Genomic DNA, 25,364 nt, shown 5'->3' on the forward strand with positions numbered 1-25,364 from the left:
TTAGTCGATCAGCTCAAACGCTGCAGTAGTGACGGCAGTTTCGTCCCAGCCCTGGTTGGGCTTGTAGGTGACCTCGAGGGATATCCTGTCGCTATCGGTGGCGCCTATTTTATGATTGAAGTGCAGGATCAATCCCGCTTTAACGTGTCGGCATTGAGTCGTTGCGTCAGTTATGGGCAGGGGCGCACGGCTGGCAAGCTTGCCTTGCCAGGTGCTCTGGTCCTGCACGAAGCCTGGGAAAAGCACGGCAAACTCGGCCTTGTCGGCCTCGAAATAGTTGTCATGCCAGGCGCTGTCTATTCCGTTCCAGCCCAATGACTTCGCCTGGCTGGCGTCGAGCAGTACAGGACCGAAATAGCCTTGGTACCAACCCTTTATTTCATCACTGAGGGAGGCATAACCAGGAAGGCGCTTTTGGCTGTCGAGCTTTATTCCTTGACGTACTTGCCCATCGTTCTTGCGATTGCCAAAGACGCTCCGGGCGGCCCATAGCTCCATGGGCGTATGGTTTTCCTTGTTGGCCCTGGACATCAACCACATGGCTCCTATGACCATGGCGCCGCCGATCAATATCACCGCAGCAGCAATCCAGCCAGCGACAGGAATGGTTGCAGAGGCGCCGGCAGCGGTCCCCACCCCAGCCATCGCGCTTCCCAAGGCAATACCTCCCTCGAGCATTGCCGCGCTCCCGATGGCCAGGGCGATGCCTCCCCCCCAGGTGTAAGCAGCTGCTGTGGAGTTTCCTGCGTTGAGTTTTTCGTACCCTGAATAGCCATCAGTGATCACGCCCAGGATAATCCCCGGCCACCCCAGTGCCCGTCCGAACAGTTTGCTCGAAAGGGTGCTCGTGACTCCGGTTCCGAAGGCTGCCCCGGGAAGGCTTTGACTAAAACGTGCTGCCGATGCCACGTAAATGCTACGCAGGCTCACTCCAGTGGCAGCCATTGCCGAAATGGTGCCAAGAACGGCAGATACAAAATTGAGTACATCTGACGTGGCGGGTTCTTTCTTGAGCTTCTCCAGAGCGAGGGTCAGGTTGATCATGTTGAAATACAACATGCCGGCGTTGAGTACGCCCCCGCCACTGGTGACTCCCAGCGACTTGAGGGTCGGGCGGACTCTGATGGTCTGGGTTTGTTTGATGGTAACGGTCCGGCTGCCGGTGGTGACAACCTCGGTACTGTGCTGTATTTCCGCCATGCCTCTGTCGAGGTAGTTCCTCACCTCGATGGAAAGAGCGTCAAGCTTTACCTTCGTGCCTGTGATTCGATAACGGGCGGATAACAACCCCATGACTTTCTGAGCGTTGGCTTCCTGTGCCGCAGCCTGGACTTGTTGACGTAGCGTCTGGCTTCGATCCCAGCGGGTCTTGCCGTGCAGTTTTTTCATCACCACCGTGGTGACGTCCTGGGCAATAAGGTCAGTGGAATTTACTGCAGCCGGGAATTTGCCATAAAGCTCTTCTATGACCTGGTCTTTTGCTCCCAGCAGCCCGCCTACCGCATCCGCTTTTTCCTTGAATGGGTTATAGGCGGCAAGCGCGATATAGATGGGGCTGCCATCACTGCTGACCCAGCGCTCCAGGCGCTTGAACCTGGGGTCCTGATCATGACGCCCCGGCAACGGCGAGCCCATTCCGTTCATCAAAATAGCAATGGATTGTTCGAGTCCCTGGGCGGATATCTTGTTGTCGCGGTCGTGCAGATCCAAAGCGGCAGCAATGCTGTGAGCGGTTATCTTATGTTCGGTTTCGGCGGTCGCCAGCCAGCCGTCATGGTTGGTGCACGCGACGTCGAAATGAGCCAGTAATGTTTTCAGCTCCTGGTCGGCTTTTTGCCGCAAGGCGAGGAATTCATTGTATTTAGCGGCATCAATCCGTTTAGCCAGACGTTCACCACCGAGTGAAAGGTTCTTGTCGGTCAGTACCTGGTAGGCCAGTTCGTCATTGCCGGGAACCCGATGCCCCCTGGGCTGGGCTCGATGCCAGTCGGACCGCTGTTTGACGATGCGCTCCACGTCCTTTGCAGGGGTGGTCGACAGCAGTTTCAAGGTTTCCTCAAGAATGGTCGCGGTCAGGTTTTTACGATGGAAGTCCGCGCTGCCAATGGCCAGTTTCTCTACATCGAGTCGCATGCAGGCGGGAAATTCCTGTTGGTCATCGACAGTCCTTTTGGCCTGCACGTCGAGGATCTGGTGTTTTCGAGCCGCAGCAATCAACGCCAGGTCGATACTGATGCCCTGTGGGTCGAAAAGAGCGACTACTGCCGGGACTCTCGGTTGCGTAATCGGGTAGTTCTTGCCCTCGGCGATAATGGTGCCCAGAGGTAAGTCATCGCCGATGGAGTGGCAGCTCCAGCCCAGAGGCAGGCGTTTGTCCCTCGGCTTGTAATCCTCAACCCACTTGCCCAGGCCTTCCGCAGGCAGGAGATGTTTTTGCTTGGAAGGGCTTTTTTCACCGCTGGTCAGTTCCTTCATGTCCACTTTCTGCATATGAATCGCGCGCGCGCTTTTATCACTGCAGATCCTTGTGGTGATGCGATTGGTCCATAAATGGGTGCTGTAGGCAATCCAGACCTCGCTCGCAGTATCCGGACAGGTGTCTGCCCAGACCCATGACATGCTACGTCCGGCACGAAACGCATCCCGTTTGTGGTAGTTCTCCAGGCCGGTGTAGTTGAGCTCTTTGTAATGGCCCTGACCGTCGTGTTCATGCACGACCATTTTCTCGCCTTTGGGCCCGCTCATGAAGACATAGACATAGCCCGGACGCAGCGCTCGCAGTGTGTAACTAGCCTCGCGCAAGGCTGGGAAACCGTTCTCAAGCTCGTAACCGCTGCCGCTGTAGCGGTACTGCGCGGACTTGCCATCCCCTGGTAAGACGGCATAGCGGATTGGCACAAGAGGAATGCGGGAGCTGCAACCGGGAGCACTGGCAGCGCTGCCAACCGTGGAATCATTCATTCTGGAACTCCTTTTCACTGATGAGGGCCGTCAGATTGCGCAACCGGCTGACGGGCGATTCAACAGGGTCCTCAAGTAATGCCTTGGCCTGCTCGGAACCCATTGGCTCTGGGTATCGGGCATGCAAAAGGACAAAGTCGCGCACGTCCGTGTCGCGCTCGATATTGACGCTGGCCGCTTCTCGAACTTTCTCGCGGACACTCTCGCAGATCTGTTCAAGGCTGAATGCGTTGTACTGCGATAGCGCCTGAACTTCTTCGGCCAGGCTGATGATGAAGTAATCCTGGGTATTGGCGTCGAAGGCGGCCATCTCCAGAGGGTGCAGGTGCAGTCTTTGTTGCGGGTCCGCGGTTGACGCTGCTTCTGGATGGTCGAGCCGAAACCAGCTGACGCGACGATGCCAGTGGGTGCGCCAGAGTAGTTGCTGGATCGGGCCTAGCCACTGGCTACGGTTCGGCTGACCGAGCGCCGATAACCAGGGCTCCAGTATCGTGGGCTGAAAGTTGAAGGTTGCTTGGCTGTGATCGGGGAGGGTGATCTGCACGAGACTGCCCAGATGCCGGGCAAGGGTGTCGAGGTCAACCTGGGTACCGATGATGATCACGCCATCGGCCTCGGACCAATCGGTAATCGCCTGTTCCAGCAAGGCGGGTTTGTCTGTGGCATCGACCAGGAGCGGGCCACGCTCTTCCATGTCCGCCAACGGGCTGTTGGCCCATAACCACCGCCGTGGGGCGAAAGATTCGAGTGCGCGAACCAACTCGATTACCGACGGTGCCACTGCCGAGGCAGCCCCGGCATCCGGCGGCGAAGGTCGATAAGCCCAGTCCTCCAGTCGTTGGGTCGTGAGCAGCAGATACACTCGCGACGTCGATGGCAGCGCCACGCGTGGATCGATGTCGCCCAATTGCACAGGGGTATCGGCAGGTAGAGCGGTACCATCATCCCTGTTCATTTCGCGCTTCCTTTCAAACACGTGCAGTCTTCCAGGAGGCAGGTGCCGTCCGGGCGCTTGCCGCATAACCGGTCCAGAGGCTTGCCGGAGGCCGGAGTGCCGACCACGGCGAAAGGATTGTTGTTTCCGGATGAGGAGTGGTTGACCGCTCCTTTGAAGCGAATGGCGATGCCGTCGAGCGTGATACCGGACTCATCGATGGTAATGCTTCCCCCTGGCCCCTTGATGACAACGCTGCTGCTGGATTTGAGTTCGTAGCGCTGCGTTCGCCGCTCGATGCTTTGTCCTGCCTCGATACGATGGTGCCCCTGAACAGCCTCTTCACGGTGTCCGCCAATTTCAATCCAGTGGTTGGCTAATGTCTTGTCGCGCCGGTTGTTACCGACTTCCTCCGTCCGGTCCTTGCCTGTGTGAACGGTATGGTTGCGGCCAATGGTGAGGAAATCATCCTGCCCGATGTTATGGCGTCGATCGCGGCCAATGGTGACCTGCTCGTCATTGCCTACGGTTTCGCGGCGGTCATGGCCGATCGCGATGGTTTCGTCGTTTTCAACCTGCTCGCTACGGTCATGGCCGACGTAGGTCGTCTCGTCATGATTGACGTGGATGTTCTGATCCTTTTGCGCGTGGACATAGATTTCTTCCTGGTCCTTTTCGTCCTCGAAACGCAGCTCGTTGAAGCCTTCGCCTTTGTGGGTCTTGCTCTTGATCGTCATCCGCGTCTTGTGACGCGGCAGTTCGTAAGGAGGAGGGTTGGTCGCCCGATAAGTCCGTCCTGTAATGATCGGTTGGTCGCAGTCGCCATCAAGGTAATCGACAATGACTTCCTGCCCGATCCGAGGAATGGCGATATGACCCCAGTCAACCCCGGCCCAGTTATGGGCCACGCGTATCCAGCAGGAACTGAATTCGTTGTGTTCGCCTTCCCGGTCCCATGGAAACTGGACCTTTACCCGACCCCATTCGTCGCAGTAGATCTCCTCACTCTCGGGGCCTACCACTGTGGCTATCTGCGGTCCTTCGATGCTGGGTTTAGGCATCGGCTCGGGACGCCACTCTGTATCTTCCGAGATGATCTCGGCGACGTAGTCGTAGCTCACCCCAACCTCCGCGGCCTCATCTTCCTGGCTGGCGTTCTGCACGCCCTTGTGGGTGATGCGAACAGGCCTCCACCAACGGTTGAAGTCGGGTCTGGGGTGCCCTGTGAGTTGGAAACCGACACCGGGTATCAGACGCGGATCGTCACCTTCGACAAGAGCAACCCGAGCATCCCGGCGATGACCGCGTAACCGGTTCTGAGTGAATGGCTTGCCAGCGCTGCTGGCTTTATAGCGGCCCGGATAGTCATAGCGCTCGTAGGTCTGTGCCTGATGCTCCAGTGCTTCGCCTGCAACGTTGTGGTGCTGGGAATAGGAAGGGCGCTTGAATGTGTAATCGCGTTGGGTTTGCTGGGCGGTACGGACATTTTCGGTGTAGCTGAACGCATAAATCACAGGCTGGGGGGCATCGCCGGCAGGTGCGTCGTTGTAGAGAACAGGATCGCCTTCGATACGAGGGTGGATATAGAGTCGGTCGCCGTGGTGCAGCGTGTGACTGTCGGCGGTAAAGGAAAAGGAGTAGTAAAACCCTTCTTCTGCAGCCAGCCGGTCCAGCAGGTAAAGATCGGAGTCTCCTGCCTGTACACAGTACTCGCGAACTAGGTTTTCATTCGTCAGGTGCTGTTCATAGTGCAGGATGCCATGTTCTCGAAGTACGTTTTTCAGAATCGCGGGAACACTTTTCTGCTGGAAAATACGCCAGTTGGAACACAAAGCAAGTCGGCAAAGTTGTGGTTCGACTACCGCGCGATAGCGTGTCCGGTGAAATCCTGTCGTACCTTGTGTGAAGGCTGATACAAGACCGTGTACGTAGCGCACGGCCTGGTTGCCATGCCAGATCGTCAGTAATGCAGGACAATCGAGTACCTGTGCAAAATCTATCGCTGTGCTGTAGCTGGAAAGCTCCAGTTCCAATCGAAAAGGCTCGGAAAGAGCTTCCTCCAATGTGAACGCTACAACGTCGAATTCTATGTGGCTGGAGAGCACTGCAAACGTGAATCTCAGATCCCTTTGTCGCATACGCCATTCCTTTGGCAACAGAGCGAACCGCTAAAGCAAGAAAAACGGTCAGGCTCAAACTATTAAAGCGGTTATCGAAAAATACGGCTTCTAACTACAGATAACAGCAAATGGAACAGCTGACTGTAATGGTGAAAGCGCTATTTCCGGTACAAGTTTTTTGAAGGTGGATGATAAAACCATGAAAGTCGAAAAAACGTGAGGGCATCGCAACAAGATGTTTCTGGCTATGTCGTGGAACGGCTTCATGTTCGCGGCACATTCCTTGTGTGGATCCGGTATTTTTTCAGCGTCCGCCCAATACCAGGCGTTCGCTGAGAAAGTCGACGAACACTCGCAGTTTCGGCAGCAGATGTCGACTGCCGGGCCAGAGCACCGAGAACTTGCCGCTGTCGATCTGATAGTCGTCCAGCACCGACACCAGCGAGCCGTCGGCCAGGGCGTCACGCACCACGAAGTCCGGAACGAAGGCGATGCCCAGGCCCTGGGTGGCGGCGTGGATCAATGATTCCAGGTTGTTGCTGGTCAGGGCGCTGCGCAGCAGCAGCGGTGGGGCGTCGGCGGGCAGGCGCAGTTTCCATTCCTGCAATTGCACAGTGCCGGGAAACTTGTAGCGCAGGCAGGCATGTCGCTCCAGGTCCCGGGGGCACTCGGGCAGGCCATGACGGGCGAAGTAGTGGGGGGCGCTGACCAGGACGAAACGGAACGGCCCCAGGGTGCGCGATTTGAGCTGGGAGTCCGCCAGCTCGCCGCTGCGGATCACCGCGTCGACGCCTTCGGCGATCACGTCGATCAGCCGGTCGTTGAAGTCCAGGTCCAGTTCGATCTCCGGGTAGCGTTCGGCGAACTCCGGCAGGATCGGCAGCAGCATGCGATAGCCGATGGCGGGCAGGCTGACCCGCAGTTTGCCGCGGGGCTTGTCGCTGATACGCGCCAGCTCGGCTTCGGCGTCTTCCACCTCGCCGACGATGCGCTGGCAGCGCTCGAAGAACAGCGTGCCTTCGTCGGTCAGGCTGATGCGCCGGGTGCTGCGATTGAGCAGGCGCACGCCGAGCCGCTCTTCCAGGCGCGCCAGGCTTTTACCCACCGCCGAAGCGGAGATGCCCAGGCGCTCCGCCGCGCCGACAAAACTGCCGGCCTGCACCGTGCGCACAAAGGCCAGCATGCCACTGAGGTTGTCCATGGGGATCTCGATTAGAGCGTTAATGTCCGTAAAGAACGGACTTTAGCCCTGTTTGTGGGTGATTGCGGCGAATCTACCATTGATCGCACCCTAACGTTCCCCCTGAGGTGCCGATGAGTTCGCCAACCGATGTGCCTGCTGCCTTAAATCACACTGTCGCCGGCGGTTCTTCCTACGCCGTGCTGGCCGCGGTGTGCCTGGCGGCGCTGATCCTGCCGCTGACCTTCGTCGGCGTGGCCGTGGCGACCCCGGCTATCGGCCGCGAGCTGGGCGGCGGCCCCCTGGCCCTGAGCTGGATCACCAATGCCTTCATGCTGAGTTTCGGCAGCGCGCTGATGGCCGCCGGCACCCTGGCCGACGAGTACGGACGCAAGCGCGTGTTCAGCCTCGGTGTCGGCCTGTTCGCCCTGACGTCGCTGGCCCTGGCCTTCGCGCCTTCGGTGCTCTGGCTCGACCTGTTGCGGGCGGTGCAGGGGCTGGCCGGTGCAGCGGCGCTGGCGGGTGGCTCGGCTGCTTTGGCCCAGACGTTCGAGGGCCCGGCGCGGACCCGTGCCTTCAGCCTGCTGGGCACCACCTTCGGCGTCGGCCTGGCATTCGGGCCGATCCTCGCCGGGGTGTTGATCGAAGCCTATGGCTGGCGTTCGATCTTCGTCTCCGGGACCTTGATTGGCGGTCTGTCGCTGCTGTTCGGCGTGCCGCGCATGCCTGAGTCCCGCGATCCGGACGCGGCGGGGGTCGACTGGCCCGGTACCTTGAGTTTCACCGCGGCGCTGGTGGCGCTGACCTGGGGCATTTTGCAGGCGCCGCAAAGCGGCTGGGGCAGCCCGCTGGTCTGGGGGCTGCTGCTGGTGGCGCTGCTGGCGTTGCTGCTGTTCATCATGGTGGAGCTGCGGGTCAAGCGGCCGATGCTCGACCTGTCGCTGTTTCGTTACCCGCGCTTTGTCGGCGTGCAGCTGCTGCCGATCGCCACCTGCTATTGCTTCGTCGTGTTGCTGATCCTGCTGCCGATCCGCTTTATCGGCGTGGAAGGCTACAGCGAGATCGATGCCGGCTTGATGATGATCGCCCTGTCCGCGCCGATGGTGGTGGTGCCGTTGCTGGCCGCGTGGCTGACCCGCTGGTTCGGCGCCGGGACCCTGTCCAGCGTCGGCCTGGTGATTGCCGCGCTCGGGCTCTATCTGCTCAGCCGGATCGCCCCGGGGCAGGCGCCGGCGACCAATGTCTTGCCCATGCTGTTGATCGGCTTCGGTGCCGGTTTGCCCTGGGGCTTGATGGACGGGCTGTCGGTCAGTGTGGTGCCCAAGGAACGGGCGGGGATGGCCACCGGCATCTTCAGCACCACCCGGGTGGCGGGCGAGGGCATTGCCCTGGCCCTGGTGGTGGCCCTGCTGGCCGGCTTGCTGCAACTGTCCATGGCCGCGGCGCTGCCGGAACATCCGCAGCTGTCGCTGGCCGCGCAGCAACTGGCCAGCGGCAACCTGCAGGCCAGCGCGGCCTTGTTGCCCGAGCTGGGCCGGGAGCTGCTGCTCGGGCTCTATGCCAAGGCTTTCACCTGGCTGCTGTATGCGCTGATCGCCATCACCCTGGTCGCGGCGCTGGTGGTGCGGCTGATGCTGCATGAGCCGCGCCGGGCTTGAGGGCGTTCAGCGAAACTCGAAGAACTCGTAGTGCAGGTTGCGCTCGGGAATCGCGTATTCGCGCATCAACGTCTTGACCCGCGCCAGCAAACCCTTGGGTCCGCAGAAACTGATCTGGATCTGTTGCGGATCGGTTTCGCTGGCCAGCCGTTGCAGGGTTTCGCCCAGGCGGTCGGCGCCGTCGGTGTGGCCGATGAAAGCCACTCCGCGCTGCTCGGCCAGGCCCTGCAAGGTTTCGAGGCTGGGGAAGGCCCGTGACGGGTTGCAGCAGTACACCAGGGTTGCCTGATCGAAACGTCCGGCGGCGGCATCCTGCAGCCACGAGATAAAGGGTGAGATGCCCACGCCACCGCCGATCCAGATCTCCCGGCCGGCATCGAGCCGACGCTTGAAGCGGCCATAGGGCGCGTAGAGGTCGGCGAGCATGCCGACCTTGACCTGCTGTCGCAGCTTCTGGGTGTAGTCGCCCAGGGCGCGGATCACGAACTCGATGCGCCCGTCGCTGGCGTGGGCGCTGGCGATGGTGAAGGGGTGCGGTTCGCGCAGGCCTTTTTCACGCATGGCGAGAAAGGCGAACTGCCCGGCCTTGAAGGCGAAACCGCGGTGCAGCGGGGTCAGCTCCAGGTGCAGGGAGTTTTTCTCCAGGGTCACCGCGCTGACCCGGTATTCGCCGGCCTTGGCCAGCAACGGATAGAGCAGCAGCTTGTACAGGGCGCCGAGCAGGCCCAGGCCGCAGAGCGCGGTGAGCCAGATACCCGAGGGGTTATCCAGGGCAATCGGCGACTTGAAGCTCAGCCAGTGCAGGATGACGATCGCGAACAGCGGCCCGGACAGCTTGTGCCACCAGCGCCACTGGCCGTAGGGAATGTTGCGGTTCAGCGCCAGCAGCACGATCAGACCGAGGGCGACGTAGCTCAGTTGGCGCACCATGCGCGTCCAGTACTTGGACAGTTCGATGATCGGCACGCTTTGCCAGAGATCCAGGTTGGCCTTGAACACCAGGTGATAGCTGGCGAAGACCAGCGCCCAGATGCCCAGCCACTTGTGGCTTTCATAGACCCGGTCGAGGCCGCCGAACAGCCGCTCGACCCAGCGCCAGCGGCTGGCCAGCAGGCAGGACAGGGCCATGTAGGCCAGCGCCGTGGCGCCGAGGACCAGGCTCAGGGTGGCGGAGGTCAGCCAGGTATCGCTGGGGATTTCCAGCAGCACGGTGAGGGTGGTGATCAGCAGGACGCCGACCACCGAGTACCAGGTTTTCAAGGGGGACACCTCCAGAAAGATGGCGCCAGTGTCGGCGCATAGGATGGGTCGCGGGCTGCGCGCGGGTCAGGGCGCAGCCGGGTGAGGGCGTATTTTACTGGCGAAGCGGCAGTCCTGAGCTGATCTGCATCAGCGCCTGCTCAGTGCGGGTGTGGCAAGGGGTTTTCCACTAGCCAGGCCTGGGCGAAATCCAGGTAGGCGCGGACGATGTTCGAGGGCGGGCGCTGGTTCGGATACAGCAGGTGCAGCTGTTGTTCCGGCATCGGCAGGCGCGGCAGCAGGGCTTGCAGGCGACCGTCGCGCACGGCTTCGGCGGCGAGAAAGGCCGGCAGCTCGGTGACCACCTTGGCGGTCAGCGCCAGTTGGCGCAGGTGCAGGTAATCGTTGGCGGCGAACAGCGGATCGGGGCTGTAGGACTGGTCGCCCAGCTGCCACTGTTCCCGGGCATCGGCCTGGCGCGACCAGACGGCACAGGGAAATCCGCGAAGGTCGGCGGGGGTTTGCGGGGTGCCGAGGCGCTCCAGCAGCAGCGGGCTGGCGACCAGCATATGCCGGTAGCTGCCGAGCAGGCGCGCCGGGCGCTCCTCGTCGAACAGCGGACCGGCGCGCAAGGCGACGTCGACCCCGTCCTGCGCCAGGTCGCTTTCCCGCTCGCTGGTATAGACCGCGACCTGGACCTCGGGATGGCGCCGCTGGAACTCGGCCAGCAGCTTCCACCAGCTCTCGAACGCCGCCGGCACCGACACACTCAGGCGGCCCTGCAAGTGCATTCGATCATTTCTGACAGCCTGTTCGCCCTCGGCCAGGGCTTCGATACCGCGGCTGGCGTGTTCATAGAGCTGGCTGCCGGCGGCGGTCAGCCGGGTGCCGCGGGTGGAGCGTTCCAGCAGTTGCACGTTGAGGCTGCGTTCCAGTTCACGAATGCCCCGGCGGATGGTGGCCAGCGGTAGTTGCAGCAGGTTGGCGGCGGACGAAATGCTGCCGCACTGGACCACGCTGACAAACATCCTGGCGGCGTTGAGATCCATGAGCGCTCCCTGTCGAATGTAGTGGAAAGCCTATCAGCTGCGGCTCTGCCCGATCAAAAATGCGCGGTCCGCGGGCGATTTTCATCGACGGTTTTTTCTCCCGCGCGGGGACGGTGCGAGGGGCCGCGCCAGGGATGGCCACGACAACTGTGTTCTCGACGCGGCGGGATGCGTCTAGCAGCGATAGCTTCGCGGCGGTGCGAGGCGGAACGTGCGAGTCTGAACATGCAAGCGTTGTTGAACGAGATCCTCGACGAGGTCCGTCCCCTGATTGGCCAGGGCAAAGTGGCCAGCTACATTCCGGCGCTGGCCGACGTGCCGGCCAACCAGCTGGGGATCGCGGTGTATGGCAACGATGGCCAGGTGTTCAGCGCCGGCGACGCCGATACGCCGTTCTCGGTGCAAAGCATTTCCAAGGTGTTCAGCCTGGTACAGGCCATCGGGCATTCCGGCGAGGCGATCTGGCAGCGCCTGGGGCATGAGCCGTCCGGGCAACCTTTCAATTCCCTGGTGCAGCTGGAGTTCGAGCGTGGCCGTCCGCGCAACCCGTTTATCAACGCCGGGGCGCTGGTGATCTGCGATATCAACCAGTCGCGCTTCGCCGCGCCAGCGCTGTCCATGCGCGATTTCGTGCGACGCCTGTCCGGCAATATGCAGGTGCTGGTGGATGGCCGCGTCGCCGATTCGGAATACCAGCACCGCGCGCGCAATGCGGCGATGGCCTACCTGATGCAGTCCTTCGGCAACTTCCACAACGACGTCGAGGCGGTGCTGCGCAGCTACTTCAGCCACTGTGCGCTGCGCATGAGTTGCGTCGATCTGGCGCGGGCCTTCTGCTTCCTGGCCAACGACGGCTTCTGCAAGCACAGCGGCGAGCAGATCCTCACGGCGCGCCAGACCCAGCAGGTCAACTCGATCATGGCCACCAGCGGCCTGTACGACGAAGCCGGCAATTTCGCCTACCGCGTCGGCCTGCCGGGCAAGAGCGGCGTGGGCGGCGGCATCGTCGCGGTGGTGCCGGGGCAATTCACGGTGTGCGTGTGGTCGCCGGAATTGAACGCGGCGGGCAATTCCCTGGTGGGCATGGCGGCGCTGGAATTGCTGAGCCAGCGCATCGGCTGGTCGGTGTTCTAGGGGCGGCGGGACAAGGGCGGCCGGTCGCAGGCTGCGCCAGCGGCTACAGAAACGCGGTGCTTGTGTAGCCGCTGCCGAGCCTGCGAGGCTGCGATCGGTTTGGGCGGCATTCCGACACAGCAACCGCAAAGCCTGAGTCCGCGGTCTGTCTGGATAAGCGTATTTGCGAGCGCAGCGCGTCCGCTTACCAGGTGAAATTGGCAGTCTTGGGCAGGCTCAGCTGGCCTTTTTCGACGAAACGCATCGTGCCGAACGGGCCGCCGGCGAGCTTGCCGCGCAGCACGTAGGGCAGGTCGTCGAGGCTTTGCGTCTGGCTCAGGCCCAGGGTCTGGCGCAGCACGGCGAAGGCCGAGACGCTGACTGGCACCACCAGCACGCCTTCGGAGAAACGCCCGATGCTGCCGCTCTGGTCGCTGACCCCGGAGGCCAGCGGCTGGCCATTGACTTCCAGGTCCAGGGCCACACCGTTGTAGTTGATCGCGGTTTCGTTGGGGTTCTGCAGGCGCAGCTTGACCGCGAAGCGCACTTCCAGGTCCTGGCTGGGCAAGGGCTCGATACCGACCACATTGATATTCAGCGGATCGTGCTGGGGAAACAGGGCGCAGGCGCTCAGGCTGAGCAACAGCAAGAAAAGGGTGAGGCCGAGGAATCTGCGCATTGGAAGCTCTCTGCGGGAAAGGAGGCAGTAGCGAATCTAGCGCGACCAGGTCTGCACCACAAACCGCAGACCTCAAATGCCACCCGTGCGTACCTGTAGGAGCGAGCTTGCTCGCGATAAGGCCGGCAGGACCGGTATCGCGCTTATGCTCGGGCGTTTTTGGTGTTGTCACCACTGATGCCATCGCTAGCAATCGAGCGTCGACCGGCTGCTCCTACAGGGGGGACACGGTCGCTCAGGCGTTGGCCTTGGCGCTCATATCCGGGTCCTGCATGACCTTGAGGGTCGCCGCTTCCGGGTCGAACTCGTCTTCTTCCAGCTCGATGAACTCTTCCGGCAGGAAGATGTTCAGCAGGATCGCGCACATCGCGCCCACGGTGATCGGCGATTCGAAGATGTTGTGCAGCGCCTTGGGCAGTTCGCGCAGGACTTCCGGCACCGCCGCCACGCCCAGGCCCATGCCCAGGGAGATCGCCACGATCAGCACGTTGCGTCGATGCAGCCCGGCTTCGGCGAGGATCTTGATCCCGGCCACGGCCACGGTGCCGAACATGATCAGGGTCGCGCCGCCCAGCACCGGCTTGGGCATCAGTTGCAGCACCGCACCGATCACCGGGAACAGCCCGAGCAGCACCAGCAGGCCGGCGATGAAGTACGCCACGTAGCGACTGGCCACGCCGGTCAGCTGAATCACCCCGTTGTTCTGGGCGAAGGTGACCATCGGCAGGCTGTTGAACACCGCCGCCACCATCGAGTTGAAACCGTCGGCCAGCAGGCCGGACTTGATGCGTTTGATGTACAGCGGGCCCTTGACCGGTTGCTGGGAAATCATCGAGTTGGCGGTCAGGTCGCCGGCTGCTTCCAGGGGCGAGATCAGGAAGATCACCGCCAGCGGAATGAAGGCGATCAGGTCGAAGGAGAAACCGTACTTGAACGGCACCGGCACGCTGACCATCGGCACATCCGGCATCGCCGCCATATCGACCCGGCCCAGCAGCCAGGCGACCACGAAGCCCAGGGTCAGGCCGATGACGATCGAGCCCAGGCGCAGCATTGGGTGACTGAAGCGGTTGAGCACGACAATGGTCAGCAGCACCAGGGCGGCCAGGCCCAGGTTGCTGGCGGCGCCCAGGTCCGGCGCGCCGAAGCCGCCGGCCATGTCGGTGACTGCCACCTTGATCAGCGACAAGCCCATCAGGGTGATGATGGTGCCGGTGACCACCGGGGTGATCAGCTTGCGCAGCTTACCGATGAACTGGCTGAGGAACATCTCGATAAAGGCCGCGCAGAAGCAGATGCCGAAGATGGTCGAGAGGATTTCCTCGTTGCTGCCACCACGGCCTTTGACCATCAGGCCGGCGCTGAGCAGCACGCTGATAAAGGAAAAGCTGGTGCCCTGCACGCACAGCAGCCCGGAGCCGATCGGCCCCAGGCGCCGGGCCTGGACGAAGGTGCCCAGGCCCGAGACGAACAGCGCCATGCTGATCAGGTAGGGCGTTTCGTTCTGCAGGCCCAGCACGCCGCCGAAGATCAGAGTCGGGGAGATGATGCCGACAAAACTCGCCAGCACATGTTGCAGCGCGGCGAAGATCGCCGCGCTGAAATGCGGGCGGTCCTCCAGGCCATAGATCAGGTCGGACTTGTAGCGCGGCGTGGAGCGATCAGGTGCGGTCATGGGAAAAAGCCTGCCAATGACGTGTCGATAGGGCATGAAACACGTGGAGAAAAGGGGCGCGACGCGGGCTGTCGAAGGACGTAAGGCAAAATCTGCGGACCCGGTCAGAAAAATGGAGGCGCAGGATGCCAGAAAGGTGACCGGGCCAGAAGGGCCAGCCTCACAATCACCCAGACACACCGGTCCCTGTAGCCGCTGCCGCAGGCTGCGATCGGCAACGCAGTTGCCGCAAAACCTGAGCCTGCGGTGCATCAGACAGAATGCGCTGTCCGGATTGCGGCCGCTTCGCGACCGATCGTAGCCTGCGGCAGCGGCTACGGGGCTCGCTACTGACAGATCCTGACAGGGTGCTCTGTTAAGCTGCGCCGATCCTTCCCTGTCGAGCCTGATGCCGTGTCGCGTACCACGCGTTTGTTGACCCTGTTGCAAGTGCTGCGCGGCAAGCGCTGCCCGGTGACCGCCGCGGCGCTGGCGGCGGAGCTTGCGGTGTCCGAGCGCACCCTGTACCGCGACATCGCCGAGCTGACGGCCCTGGGTGCGCCGATCCATGGCGAGGCCGGGATCGGCTATGTGCTGCGCAGCGGCCTGTTCCTGCCGCCGCTGATGCTCAACGCCGACGAGACCGAAGCCATCGTCCTTGGCCTGCGCTATGTCGACCAGCGTGGCGACGAAGTCCTCGGCAAGGCCGCCGCCGATGCCCTGGCAAAGATCGCCGCGGTGCTGGCGCCGGCGGCCCAGGAAGCCTTGCACAACCCAACCGTGCTGCCCGGCCCGCCGGCGTATCGCTACCCGGAAAACGTGGTGCCGCTGAATGTGTTTCGCCAGGCGATCCGCGAGCAGGCCAAGCTGCACATCGATTACGCCGACGTGAACAAGACGCCGAGCCAGCGCCTGATCTGGCCGCTGGCCCTGGGCTTTATGAATGAGGCGCGGGTGATCGTCGCCTGGTGTGAGCTGCGCGACGATTTCCGCACCTTTCGCACCGACCGCATCGCCGCCGCGAGCGAGCAGGGCCAGCGTTATCCGGGACGGCGCAGCGACCTGTTGCGCACCTGGCGCCAGCGCATGCAACTGGACGATGCCGGGCGTTTCACTCCTGACAAGAATTGACGCGACGGCGTTTTAGCATGGCTCCAGCAACGATAAACAAGGAGCCGCAGCACCATGTCCAGCACAGCCACTTCTCTCGCACCGGCCATCGCCGCCTACCTCGCGGCCACCAATGGTCGTGACAGTTCGGCGGTCGCCAGTTTCTTCGCCGAAGACGCCCAGGTGTTCGATGAGGGCCAGCATCAGGCCGGCACCCGCGCCATCGCCCAATGGATGGAAGACACCGCCCGCCGTTACCAGCCCCGGCTCGAGGTGCTCAAGGTCCAGCAACGCACTGGCAAGGTGCTGGTGGACAACCTGATCTCCGGCAGCTTTCCCGGCAGCCCGCTGGAATTGCGCTACGTGTTCCGGCTCGACGAGCAGGGCAAGATCGCCCGGCTGGATATCTCGCTATAGCCATCGCGCCCGCGCTCGCTGTAGCCGCTGGCGCAGCCTGCGATCGGCAACGCAGTTGCCGCAAAACCTGGGCACGCGGTGTATCAGGTAGAACGCGCGGCCCGGATTACGGCAACTGCGTTGCCGATCGCAGCCTCGCGCTGCTCGGCAGCGGCTACACAGGCGCCGTGTTCCCTGTAGCCGCAGCGGTCGCCGGGTGAGGCATGGCATACTGCGGGCCCATTTGCGGATGCGTGGACCCCATGCCTTTCGATTCCCCCCTCAGCGCCTATCAGTACGCCCTCCAGGAGCGCGGTTTCGTCGCCGACGAGGCCCAGGAGCGGGCGATGCTGGCCCTGCAGCAGTGTCATGTCGCGCTGCATGAAGGGCGACGCTCGATCACCGGGGTCTATCTGTGGGGCCCCGTGGGACGGGGCAAGACCTGGCTGATGGACCAGTTCTATCAGAGCCTCAAGGTGCCGGCGCGGCGTCAGCACTTCCACCATTTCATGGGCTGGGTCCATCAGCGCTCGTTCCAGCTGACCGGCACCGCCGACCCGTTGCAGGCCCTGGCCCGCGAGCTGAGCGAAGAGGTGCGGGTGCTGTGTTTCGACGAACTGTTCGTCAACGACATCGGCGACGCGATCATTCTCGGACGCCTGTTCCAGGTGATGTTCGAGCAGGGCGTGGTGATGGTCTGCACCTCCAACCAGCCGCCGCAACAGCTGTATGCCGACGGTTTCAACCGCGAACGCTTCCTGCCGGCGATTGCCGCGATCGAGGCGCATATGCAGGTGGTGGCGGTGGACGGCGCCCAGGACCATCGCCTGCACCCGGGGGCGGCCACCCAGCGTTATTGGCTGACCCCGGCCGGCCAACCGAGCGCTCTGGGCCCGGCGTTCGAACAACTGGCGGCGGGGCAGGCGGTGTCCAGCGCGGTATTGTCGGTGGGCTACCGCGAGGTCCGGGTGATCAAGGCCAGCGAGCGGGTGCTCTGGTGCCGTTTCGCCGACCTGTGCGAGCAGCCGTTTGCCGCCATGGACTTCATGGCCCTGTGCGACCGCTTCAGCGCGATCCTGCTCAGCGAAGTGCCCGAGCTCAGCGCGCAACAGCGCCCGGGGCGGATTGCCCGAGGCACCGAGGATGGCGCCGAGCGAGTGGTGGCGGGCGATCGCGAGCTGCCGCAGCTATCGGTGCACGATGACAGCGTGCGGCGTTTCATCGCCCTGGTGGACGAGTGTTATGACCGCAAGGTGCCGCTCTACCTCGAAGCGCGGGTGCCGATGGAGGCGTTGTACACCGAGGGCTACCTGGAGTTTCCATTCCGCCGTACCCTCAGTCGTCTGAAGGAGATGCAGCTGCAGCGTTTCGGCTGAGCACGCCTGATCATTACAAGGGAGACCTAACCGTGAACCAGCCCCTGTCCCATCATCTGCTGACCATGGCTTACCAGAACGCCTGGGCCAATCACCGCCTGGGCAAGGCCTGGGAAATACTGGACCCGAGCGAGCTGGCGGCGCTGCGGGTGAGTTTCTTTCCCAGCCTGAAAGCCACCCTCAACCACATCCTTACCTGCGACTGGTTCTACGTCGACGCGCTGGAGCGAGAGCTGCGCGGCGAGGCGCCACGGGCCGACTGCTATGTGTTTTTCGAGGTCGAGGAACCCTTCGACCAGGCCGCCGACCTGCGCCGCGAGCAGGCGCTGGTGGACCGCCGGCTGATCGCCTATTGCGCGCAGCAACGGGATGTGGACCTTGCGCGCATCGTCACCATCGCCCGGGAAAAACCCCAGCGCGATACCCGGTTGCGCCTGCTCTCGCACCTGTTCGAGCACCAGCTGCATCACCGTGGCCAGGTGCACGCGATGCTCAGCGGCACCCGGGTGGCGCCGCCGCAGCTGGACGAGTTTTTCTGCGCGGGCGAGGCGGCCCTGCGCGCCGAGGACTTTGCCGAGCTGGGCTGGAGCGAAGCGCAGATCTGGGGCGCGGAGGCGGTCGAGGAAAAAGAACGGTAACGCTTGACGCGCTAGCCGCTCGTTTGGTCATGTGCCGGTGTTTACAATCGCTCTCCCGGGGACCCGCCCGGATCAATAACTGTTGAGGACAAACATGGACGTTGCAGACGTATTGGTACTCCAGGCCAGCTACACCAACCCGGTACACGCCGAGGCGATCGCCCTGGTGCTCAACCACTATGCCCAGGACCCGATGGGCGGCGGCCAGCCGCTGGACGCCGATCTGTTGCGGCAATTGCCCGGCGAACTGGCCAAGCGGCCCCACGCGTTCAGCGTGCTGGCCTTTGTCGGTGGCGAACCCGCCGGCCTGGTGAATTGCTTCGAGGGTTTTTCCACCTTTGCCGGCCGGCCGCTGGTCAATGTGCACGATGTGTCGGTGATCGATAAATTCCGCGGCCTGGGCCTGAGCCAGAAGATGCTGCACAAGGTCGAGGAGATCGCCCGCCAGCGCGGCTGCTGCAAGATCACCCTGGAAGTGCTGGAGGGCAACGCGGTGGCCCAGGCGTCCTACCGCAAGTTCGGCTTCGACGACGCCAGGCTCGACCCGAGCCATGGCCGGATGCTGTTCTGGAACAAAACCCTGTAAGGCCCTGGAGCCCGCCGGCCGATGAACTCATCTCCCCTGGATGCTCCCGTGACCCGCCGTGACAGTGCCTGGACGGTGTTCCTGGTGTTCCTGCGGCTGGGCTTGAGTTCCTTCGGCGGGCCGGTGGCGCACCTGGGGTATTTCCGTAGCGAATTCGTCCAGCGCCGCGCCTGGCTGAGCGAGGCGGCCTATGCCGAGCTGATCGCCCTATGCCAGTTCCTCCCGGGGCCGGCCAGCAGCCAGGTGGGCTTTGCCCTGGGCTGGTCGCGGGCGGGGCTGGCCGGCGCGCTGGGCGCCTGGCTGGGTTTCACCTTGCCTTCGGCGCTGATCCTGATTGCCCTGGCCATGGGCCTGAGCGGTAGCGGCACAGGGTTGCCCGGCGGGCTGGTGCATGGCCTGAAGATCGTCGCGGTGGCGGTGGTGGCCCAGGCCCTGTGGGGCATGGCCCGTGTCTTGTGCCGCGGGCCGTTGCGCATGCTGATCACGCTGGTCTCGGCGATCAGTGTACTGCTCTGGCCGACCACCCTCGGTCAAGTCTGCGTGATGTTGCTGGCGGGGATGATCGGCGCAGGCCTGCTCCAGCCGACCTTCGACCAGCGCGAGGACGGGCTGGCGATCGCGGTCGGCAAGCGCACGGGCTACCTGGCCCTTGTGCTCTTTGCCCTGTTGCTGGCGGGCTTGCCGCTGCTGGCCGGGCTCTGGCCCAGCCTGTCGCTGCTGCTGGCCGACGGTTTTTATCGCGCCGGTGCCCTGGTGTTCGGCGGCGGCCATGTGGTGCTGCCGCTGCTGCAGAGCGAGGTGGTCGCACCGGGCCTGCTGAGCAACGATCTGTTTCTCGCCGGTTATGCCGCTGCCCAGGCGGTGCCGGGCCCTTTGTTCTCTTTTTCGGCCTTTCTCGGCGCCGCCATCGACGGCTGGCGCGGCGCGCTGGTGTGCCTGGCGATGATTTTCCTGCCGGCCATGCTGTTGATCGTCGGCGTCCTGCCGTTCTGGCAGCACCTGCGCCACCTGGGCCGGGTCCAGGCCGCGCTGGCCGGCGTCAACGCGGCGGTGGTCGGCCTGCTGGCGGCGGCGCTGTACGACCCGCTATGGACCAGCAGCATCCTCAAGCCGCTGGACCTGGGGTTGGCCCTGCTGGCCCTGGCCGCGCTGATGCGCTGGAAGCTGCCGCCGTGGCTGGTGGTGCTCGCCGGTGGCGCCGTCGGCCTGCTGCTGGGGGCCTGAGGCCAGCGTCGTCAGGTGCGCGGTGGATGATTGAGTCGGGCAAACACCAGGCGGAACAGGGTGAAGCTGCCCGGCACACTGCTGACCTCGGTCCGGCCCTGATGCAGGTTCATGATCGAGCGCACGATCGCCAAGCCCAGTCCCGTACCGCCTTCGGCGCGCGAGCGGCTGCTGTCGACCCGATAGAAGCGCTCGAACAGGTGCGCCAGGTGCTGCTCCGGGATACCGGCGCCGGGGTTGCCCACCGACAGCGACACGCTCGATTCATGTTCCTCCACCAGGATCGAAATGCTCGACGCCCGCGGGCTGTGGCGGATGGCGTTGGACAGCAGGTTGGAGATCGCCCGCTGGATCATCAGGCGGTCGCCATACACCAGGCCATCGCCGGACAGGCTGATGCCCAGGTGCTTTTCCTCGGCGCTCAGGGCGAACAGTTCCATGACCCGCCGCGCTTCCTCGCCCAGGGAGATTGCTTCGAACGCCACCTGGGAGGCCGGATGGCTGACCTGGGCGAGGAACAGCATGTCGCTGACGATCCGGGTCAGGCGCTCCAGCTCTTCGGTGCTCGACTCCAGCACCGCCTTGTACTCGTGGGGCGGGCGCTCCCGGGACAGGGTGACCTGGGCCTTGCCCATCAGGTTGGTGATGGGCGAGCGCAGCTCGTGGGCCAGGTCGTCGGAGAATTGCGAGAGCTGCTGCACGCCGCCGTCGAGCCGGTGCAGCATGAAATTGATGCTGTGGGCCAGCTCGGCCAGCTCCCGCGGCAGGTTGTCCGGCGACAGCCGATGGGTCAGGTCTTGGGTGGTGACCTTGGCGGCTACCCGGCTGAATTGCTGCAACGGCGCCAGGCCACGCTGCACCACCCACCAGGCGCCGATGCCGATCAGCATCAGCAGCAGAGGCAGGGCGATCACCGTGGAACGCAGGTAGGCACTGAGCAACGCCTGGTCATTGGCCCGGTCCAGGGACAGCACCACCCGTACCTGTTCGCCATTGCGCAGGGTTATCAGGCTGGAGGCGCTGAGCAACCGGTTGCCGGCGCTGTCGAGCCAGCCGAGGAACGCCGGGCTTTCCGGCTGGGTCAGGGCTTCGGGCAGCGGGCCCAGGTTGCGGTTGCCGATGTTCAGCAGCGGTTCGGCCTGGGGATCGGCGGCGAAAATGCTCAGGTGCAGGTTGTCGTGGCCCATCACCAGGTCCAGCAGCGAATGCGGGCGGGCGGCGATATCGCCGGTCTTCAGGTCGCTGGTCAGGGTATGGCGGATCTGTTCGAGTTTGTTGTCCAGGCTTTCCCGCGCCAGGCTGCCCAGTTCGTGGCTGAGGGCCAGGTAGGCCAGGGTCGCGAGCAGCAGCACCAGGCCCGCACCCATCAGGCTGACGGTCAGGCCCAGGCGCATGGACAGGCTGCTGGCGGTGCGTTGCGCGGCTTTCATTGGTGCACTTCCAGGACATAACCGACACCGCGGATGGTGTGGATCAGCTTGATCTCGCTGGCATCGTCGATCTTCGCCCGCAGGCGGCTGATGGAGACCTCCACCACGTTGGTGTCGCAGTCGAAGTTCATGTCCCAGACCAGGGAGATGATCTGGGTGCGGGTCAGCACCTCGCCCGATTGGCGCATCAGCACCTGCAACAGGGTGAACTCCTTGGTGGTCAGGTCGATGCGCCGCGAGCCGCGATAGGCCCGGTGCCGGCGTGGGTCGAGCTCCAGGTCGGCGACCCGCAGGGTGTCGGTCGCCGGCAGGTTCTCGCTGCGCCGCAGCAGGGTGCGCACCCGCGCCAGCAGCTCGGGAAACTCGAACGGCTTGACCAGGTAATCGTCGGCCCCCAGGTCCAGCCCCTTGACCTTGTCGGCCAGGCGCCCGCGCGCCGAGAGCATCATCACCCGGGCGTTGCTGTCCTTGCGCATGTCTTGCAGCACCTGCCAGCCGTCCTTTTCCGGCAGATTGACGTCCAGAATCACCAGTTCGTAGTTTTGCTGTTCGATCAGGTAAAGCCCGTCGACACCGGTGGCGGCGCGGTCTACTACATAACCGCTTTCGGTCAGGCCCTGATGCAGATAATCGGCAGTTTTACGCTCGTCTTCGACAACCAGAATGCGCATGGAAAAGTGACCTCTTGATCATTAATACGATTTCAATGGCGCTGGATATGAAGTTGTTGTTGGACCAGCCATAAAGCCCGCGAAGTTGCTGCTGATAAATAGCCTCAGCCGTTTGGGTCGGGGGAATGCTCAAGCCTGAAGTGGCTTTAGGGTCAAGATTTAAAGTGCTTTATATCAATAGCTTGTGCCTGTTTTCGACAGCCGGTTAGCTGGCTGGTCCAATAGCAAGCCAAGTGAAGTGATTCAAACTGATCATCTGTCATTTACTGTTTCAATATATGTCGAAGTTTGGCGGAAACTTATATTAATACAGCGGGCAGTGACGCTTGCTTAGATGGCGTAATTGTCATTTTGACGTCAGAAAGTTGATAGCCCATGGTCATGTCGCTGATATCGACGGCAATAAAAAAGGCGCCCGTGAAAGGGCGCCGGAAGATCCTCTCTGGCAAGGGAGCATGAGCGTCAGAGAGGAGTAGAGCTCGGGGCGTTTCAGGTGTCCGGTTGCACGCTGGCGCGGGTCGGGTCCTCGGCGGGTGCCTGGGGTTTTTTCCCGTTCTCGGAGGACGTCTGTTCGCTATCGGTGCGGGGTATCTGCTGGCTGATGGGGAAGTTGTCCCAGTAGTGTTTCATGCGTTCAGCGCCGCCTTCGGCGAACGCTGCACCCGAGCTGGCAATCATCAGACCGGCGAGCAGGAGTGTGGAGGCTTTCATATGCGATGTCCCATTGACGGTGATCGGAATTCCGTCGCGTCCCTGTAACGAAGCAGTAATAGAAGTATGGCGCGATCTTATTAACTGGGGGTTAACAGGGCGCTGAAGGCGGGATGACAATGCTGTCATCCCGGATGAGAGGCGCTGACGGCCCACTGATATGGGCCGTGTAGGAAGAAGGGCGGGTTAAAGCTTCCAGTCCAGGCTCAGGGTCATAGTGCGCGGTTCGCCCCAGTAGACGCCGTTATAGAAGCCGACCCGTTCGTAGTACTTTTTGTCGAACAGGTTGGTGACGTTGAGCGAAGCCGACAGGTGCGGGTCAAACTCGTAGCGCGACATCAGCCCGGCCACGCTGTAGGCCTGCTGATGGATGCGGGTGTTTTCGGTGACGATACGCCCGTTGCCGTCGCGCCCCACCGGCCGCCGGCTGCTGCCGTAGATCTCGCTTTGCCAGTTCAGGCTGCCGCCGACGGTCAGCGCCCGCCACTGGCCCGGCAGGCGATAGGCCGTGGACAGGCGCAGCATGTTCATCGGCTCGCCGCCGTTGGCGCGCTGCTTTTCGCCGTCCAGGGCGTGGGTATAGGTGTAGCCGGCGGTGAGGTTCCAGTCCGCGAGGATTTCGCCCGAGACCTCGGCCTCGAACCCCCGGACCTTGCCGCCTTTGCCGCCCGACTTGTAGAACTCCTCGCCAGTGACCGGGTCCGGCGGCACCGAGCTGTCCAGTTCGGCGACGTTGTCCTGCTTGCTCCAGAACACCGCGGTGGCCAGGTTCAGGCGCTCCTCCAGCAGGCTGCCCTTGAGCCCCAGTTCGTAGTTGCTGCCGACCACCGGTTCCAGGTATTTGCGGCTGGCGTCGCGCTGGGTCTGGGGCTTGAAGATGTCGGTGTAGCTGACATACGCCGTGTATTCGGGAGTGAGGTCGTACAGCAGGCCGGCGTAGGGCGTCCACATGTCGTTGTGCTGCTGGCGGGTGTCTTCGAGGCTGGTCAGCTGGTTGTTGGCATCGTAGCGGCGAGAACGACTGTGGGCGCTCCAGCTGCCGTAACGGCTGCCGAGCACCGCGTGCAGGTCGTCGCTCAGGCTCAGGCGGGTGGCCAGGTAGCCGGCCTTTTGCCGGGTGCTGTCGCTGGAACCGGGCAGGTTGGTCACGGTGTCGGGAAACTTGGCGATGCCGCCCATGTATTTCCAGTCGGCGATGCTGGCGTAACCCGGTGGTGTCGGGCCGCCGACGGTGTAGGGCGACGACTCGCGGCGCTCGGCCTCGCCGTAGCCCAGCATCAGCTCATGTTCGCGGCCCAGCAGGCTGTAGGGGCCGGCCAGGTTGAAGTCGTACACGCGCATTTTCTGCGTGCCGATCATATGGCTGGCCCAGGCGGTCATGCCCGAGCGGTCGGCTTCCGGGAAACCGGCACCGCCGTAATAGACCTTGCCGTCGCTGTCGCTGTCGCGGTGGGTGTAGGCGGCTTTCAGGTGCCAGTCGTGGCCCAGGCGCTGGTCGAGGGTGGCGAAGGCGGTCTTGTCCCTGAGCGGCCAGGAACTCCAGTGCGCCGCCATGTTGGTGGAGCGCGGCAGATTGGCCTTGCCGCCCGTGGCGTTCCAGTAGGGCACGGTGCCCCAGGAGGTGCCCTGGACCTGCTTGTCCTGGTAGTCGTAGCCCACGGCCAGGGTGGTGCTGTCGCTCAGGTCGGCCTCGAGAATGCCGTAGCCGACTTCCCGCTGCAGCTGGTAGTGGTCGCGAAACGACTGGCTGTCGCGATAGGCCAGCACCGTGCGCCCGCGCAGGCGGCCGTCGAACCCCAGGGGACCGCCGACGTCGACGTAGCTGTAGTAGTTGTCATAGCTACCGCCGCTGACGCCGGCCTTGGCCGCCCACTCGTAGGTCGGCCGCTTGCGCACCATGTTGACCGTGGCCGAGGGGTCGCCAGCGCCGGTGGTCAGGCCGGTGGCGCCGCGGACCACCTCGATGCGGTCATAGATGATGGTGTCCGAATCGGACTTCATACGGTTGAAGGTGTTGAGCATGCCATCGATCTGGAAGTTGTTGATGGAGTAGCCGCGGGAGGAATAGCTCACCCGGTCGGAGTCCAGGTGCTGGACCACCACCCCGGTGGTTTGCCCCAGCACCTCGGACAAGGTATCGAGTTTGAAATCGTCCATCTGCTGGCGGGTCACCACCGATACCGATTGCGGGGTTTCCTTGATCGACAGGTTCAGGCGGGTGGCGGTGCTCATGCTGCCGGTGGTGTAGGACCCGGTGTTCTCCGTGGTGGCGCCCAGGCCCTGGGCGGTGACGCTGGTGGCATCGAGCTCCAGGGTCTTGGCGTCGCGGTCGGGGTTCCGGGCGGGTTCGCTTTCGGCCAGCAGCTCGGGGCTCAGAACCGCGCCGCACAGGCCGAATGTCAAAGTCATGGAACGGGTGAATGGCGCGAGCATCGCTGCCGTCTCCTTGTCGTCGAGGGAAAAAATCCGTTTGCACTGAGACGAAAAGGAGGAAGGGTATTTAGGTCAAACGAGAATAATTATTATCTTTCAGATGCAACAATGCCCCATGAAGGGGCATTGAAGGCCGGTAGTACGGGGCTGCGTGAGCCCCGTAGGAAAAGGCTTATTCTGGTATCGCTTATTTCTGTGCCAC

20 protein-coding genes are annotated in these 25,364 nt (G+C 63.0%); 8 read left to right on the plus strand and 12 right to left on the minus strand.

Annotation, left to right across the window (positions count from 1 at the left end; genetic code table 11):
- The 4 genes from CXQ81_RS16705 to CXQ81_RS16720 all read right to left on the minus strand — a co-directional run bounded on the left by CXQ81_RS16705 (position 1) and on the right by CXQ81_RS16720 (position 7,216).
- The gene (locus CXQ81_RS16705; protein WP_101337865.1) at positions 1–2,961 is read right to left on the minus strand and encodes a T6SS effector BTH_I2691 family protein; all 2,961 of its coding nucleotides are present in this window, start codon (positions 2,959–2,961) and stop codon (positions 1–3) included.
- Positions 2,954–3,916 carry a DUF4123 domain-containing protein gene (locus CXQ81_RS16710; RefSeq protein WP_157832252.1) on the minus strand — a complete coding sequence of 321 codons (963 nt, stop codon included), beginning with the start codon at positions 3,914–3,916 and terminating at the stop codon, positions 2,954–2,956. The genes CXQ81_RS16705 and CXQ81_RS16710 overlap by 8 nt, the downstream gene beginning before the upstream one ends.
- Positions 3,913–6,033 carry a type VI secretion system Vgr family protein gene (locus tag CXQ81_RS16715; RefSeq protein WP_101337867.1) on the minus strand — a complete coding sequence of 707 codons (2,121 nt, stop codon included), beginning with the start codon at positions 6,031–6,033 and terminating at the stop codon, positions 3,913–3,915. Before CXQ81_RS16715 ends, CXQ81_RS16710 begins: the two co-directional genes overlap by 4 nt.
- 286 nt (positions 6,034–6,319) lie before the next feature.
- A complete protein-coding gene (locus tag CXQ81_RS16720) occupies positions 6,320–7,216 on the minus strand; it encodes a LysR family transcriptional regulator (RefSeq protein WP_097135409.1) in 897 nt (298 codons plus the stop codon).
- Positions 7,217–7,329: 113 nt separating this feature from the next.
- Between CXQ81_RS16720 and CXQ81_RS16725 the strand changes: the two genes are divergently transcribed.
- Positions 7,330–8,853: an MFS transporter gene (locus CXQ81_RS16725; RefSeq protein ID WP_101337868.1), complete on the plus strand. Its 1,524-nt coding sequence runs from the start codon at positions 7,330–7,332 to the stop codon at positions 8,851–8,853.
- Positions 8,854–8,859: 6 nt separating this feature from the next.
- On the opposite strand, the gene CXQ81_RS16730 is transcribed toward CXQ81_RS16725, so the two are convergent.
- The gene (locus tag CXQ81_RS16730) at positions 8,860–10,113 is read right to left on the minus strand and encodes a ferric reductase-like transmembrane domain-containing protein (RefSeq protein ID WP_101337869.1); all 1,254 of its coding nucleotides are present in this window, start codon (positions 10,111–10,113) and stop codon (positions 8,860–8,862) included.
- A gap of 140 nt (positions 10,114–10,253) precedes the next feature.
- Entirely contained in the window at positions 10,254–11,141 is an 888-nt protein-coding gene (locus CXQ81_RS16735; protein ID WP_101337870.1) for a LysR family transcriptional regulator, read from the minus strand.
- Between the two features lie 225 nt (positions 11,142–11,366).
- Here CXQ81_RS16735 and glsB point away from each other — a divergent pair, with 225 nt between their 5' ends.
- Positions 11,367–12,275: a glutaminase B gene (glsB, locus tag CXQ81_RS16740; RefSeq protein WP_007928538.1), complete on the plus strand. Its 909-nt coding sequence runs from the start codon at positions 11,367–11,369 to the stop codon at positions 12,273–12,275.
- A 184-nt stretch (positions 12,276–12,459) separates the two neighbouring features.
- Here glsB and CXQ81_RS16745 read toward each other — a convergent pair whose 3' ends face one another.
- Both CXQ81_RS16745 and CXQ81_RS16750 read right to left on the minus strand, forming a co-directional pair.
- Positions 12,460–12,933 (minus strand): LEA type 2 family protein, encoded by a 474-nt coding sequence (locus tag CXQ81_RS16745; protein ID WP_101337871.1) that lies wholly within the window; start codon positions 12,931–12,933, stop codon positions 12,460–12,462.
- A gap of 235 nt (positions 12,934–13,168) precedes the next feature.
- Complete coding sequence (locus tag CXQ81_RS16750) at positions 13,169–14,608, minus strand: nucleobase:cation symporter-2 family protein (protein WP_101337872.1); 1,440 nt, start codon at positions 14,606–14,608, stop codon at positions 13,169–13,171.
- A gap of 393 nt (positions 14,609–15,001) precedes the next feature.
- Between CXQ81_RS16750 and CXQ81_RS16755 the strand changes: the two genes are divergently transcribed.
- From CXQ81_RS16755 to chrA, 6 genes are all read left to right on the plus strand, one after another.
- A complete protein-coding gene (locus tag CXQ81_RS16755; RefSeq protein ID WP_062825795.1) occupies positions 15,002–15,718 on the plus strand; it encodes a YafY family protein in 717 nt (238 codons plus the stop codon).
- 54 nt (positions 15,719–15,772) lie between these two features.
- Positions 15,773–16,114 (plus strand): nuclear transport factor 2 family protein, encoded by a 342-nt coding sequence (locus CXQ81_RS16760; protein WP_009043734.1) that lies wholly within the window; start codon positions 15,773–15,775, stop codon positions 16,112–16,114.
- A gap of 242 nt (positions 16,115–16,356) precedes the next feature.
- Positions 16,357–17,469 carry a cell division protein ZapE gene (gene zapE, locus CXQ81_RS16765; protein WP_101337873.1) on the plus strand — a complete coding sequence of 371 codons (1,113 nt, stop codon included), beginning with the start codon at positions 16,357–16,359 and terminating at the stop codon, positions 17,467–17,469.
- 32 nt (positions 17,470–17,501) lie between these two features.
- A complete protein-coding gene (locus CXQ81_RS16770; RefSeq protein ID WP_101337874.1) occupies positions 17,502–18,107 on the plus strand; it encodes a DinB family protein in 606 nt (201 codons plus the stop codon).
- A 94-nt stretch (positions 18,108–18,201) separates the two neighbouring features.
- Positions 18,202–18,693 (plus strand): GNAT family N-acetyltransferase, encoded by a 492-nt coding sequence (locus tag CXQ81_RS16775; RefSeq protein WP_009043737.1) that lies wholly within the window; start codon positions 18,202–18,204, stop codon positions 18,691–18,693.
- 21 nt (positions 18,694–18,714) lie between these two features.
- A complete protein-coding gene (chrA, locus tag CXQ81_RS16780; RefSeq protein ID WP_101337875.1) occupies positions 18,715–19,917 on the plus strand; it encodes a chromate efflux transporter in 1,203 nt (400 codons plus the stop codon).
- Positions 19,918–19,928: 11 nt separating this feature from the next.
- Here the strand turns inward: chrA and CXQ81_RS16785 are convergent, their stop codons facing one another.
- The 4 genes from CXQ81_RS16785 to CXQ81_RS16800 all read right to left on the minus strand — a co-directional run bounded on the left by CXQ81_RS16785 (position 19,929) and on the right by CXQ81_RS16800 (position 25,162).
- Positions 19,929–21,347 carry a heavy metal sensor histidine kinase gene (locus tag CXQ81_RS16785; protein ID WP_101337876.1) on the minus strand — a complete coding sequence of 473 codons (1,419 nt, stop codon included), beginning with the start codon at positions 21,345–21,347 and terminating at the stop codon, positions 19,929–19,931.
- Complete coding sequence (locus tag CXQ81_RS16790) at positions 21,344–22,018, minus strand: heavy metal response regulator transcription factor (RefSeq protein WP_101337877.1); 675 nt, start codon at positions 22,016–22,018, stop codon at positions 21,344–21,346. Before CXQ81_RS16790 ends, CXQ81_RS16785 begins: the two co-directional genes overlap by 4 nt.
- A gap of 489 nt (positions 22,019–22,507) precedes the next feature.
- The gene (locus tag CXQ81_RS16795; protein WP_101337878.1) at positions 22,508–22,729 is read right to left on the minus strand and encodes a hypothetical protein; all 222 of its coding nucleotides are present in this window, start codon (positions 22,727–22,729) and stop codon (positions 22,508–22,510) included.
- A 186-nt stretch (positions 22,730–22,915) separates the two neighbouring features.
- Entirely contained in the window at positions 22,916–25,162 is a 2,247-nt protein-coding gene (locus tag CXQ81_RS16800; RefSeq protein WP_101337879.1) for a TonB-dependent siderophore receptor, read from the minus strand.
- Positions 25,163–25,364 lie beyond the last annotated feature (202 nt).

It is taken from the genome of Pseudomonas sp. 09C 129, assembly GCF_002843625.1.
Lineage (GTDB): Bacteria > Pseudomonadota > Gammaproteobacteria > Pseudomonadales > Pseudomonadaceae > Aquipseudomonas > Aquipseudomonas chlororaphis.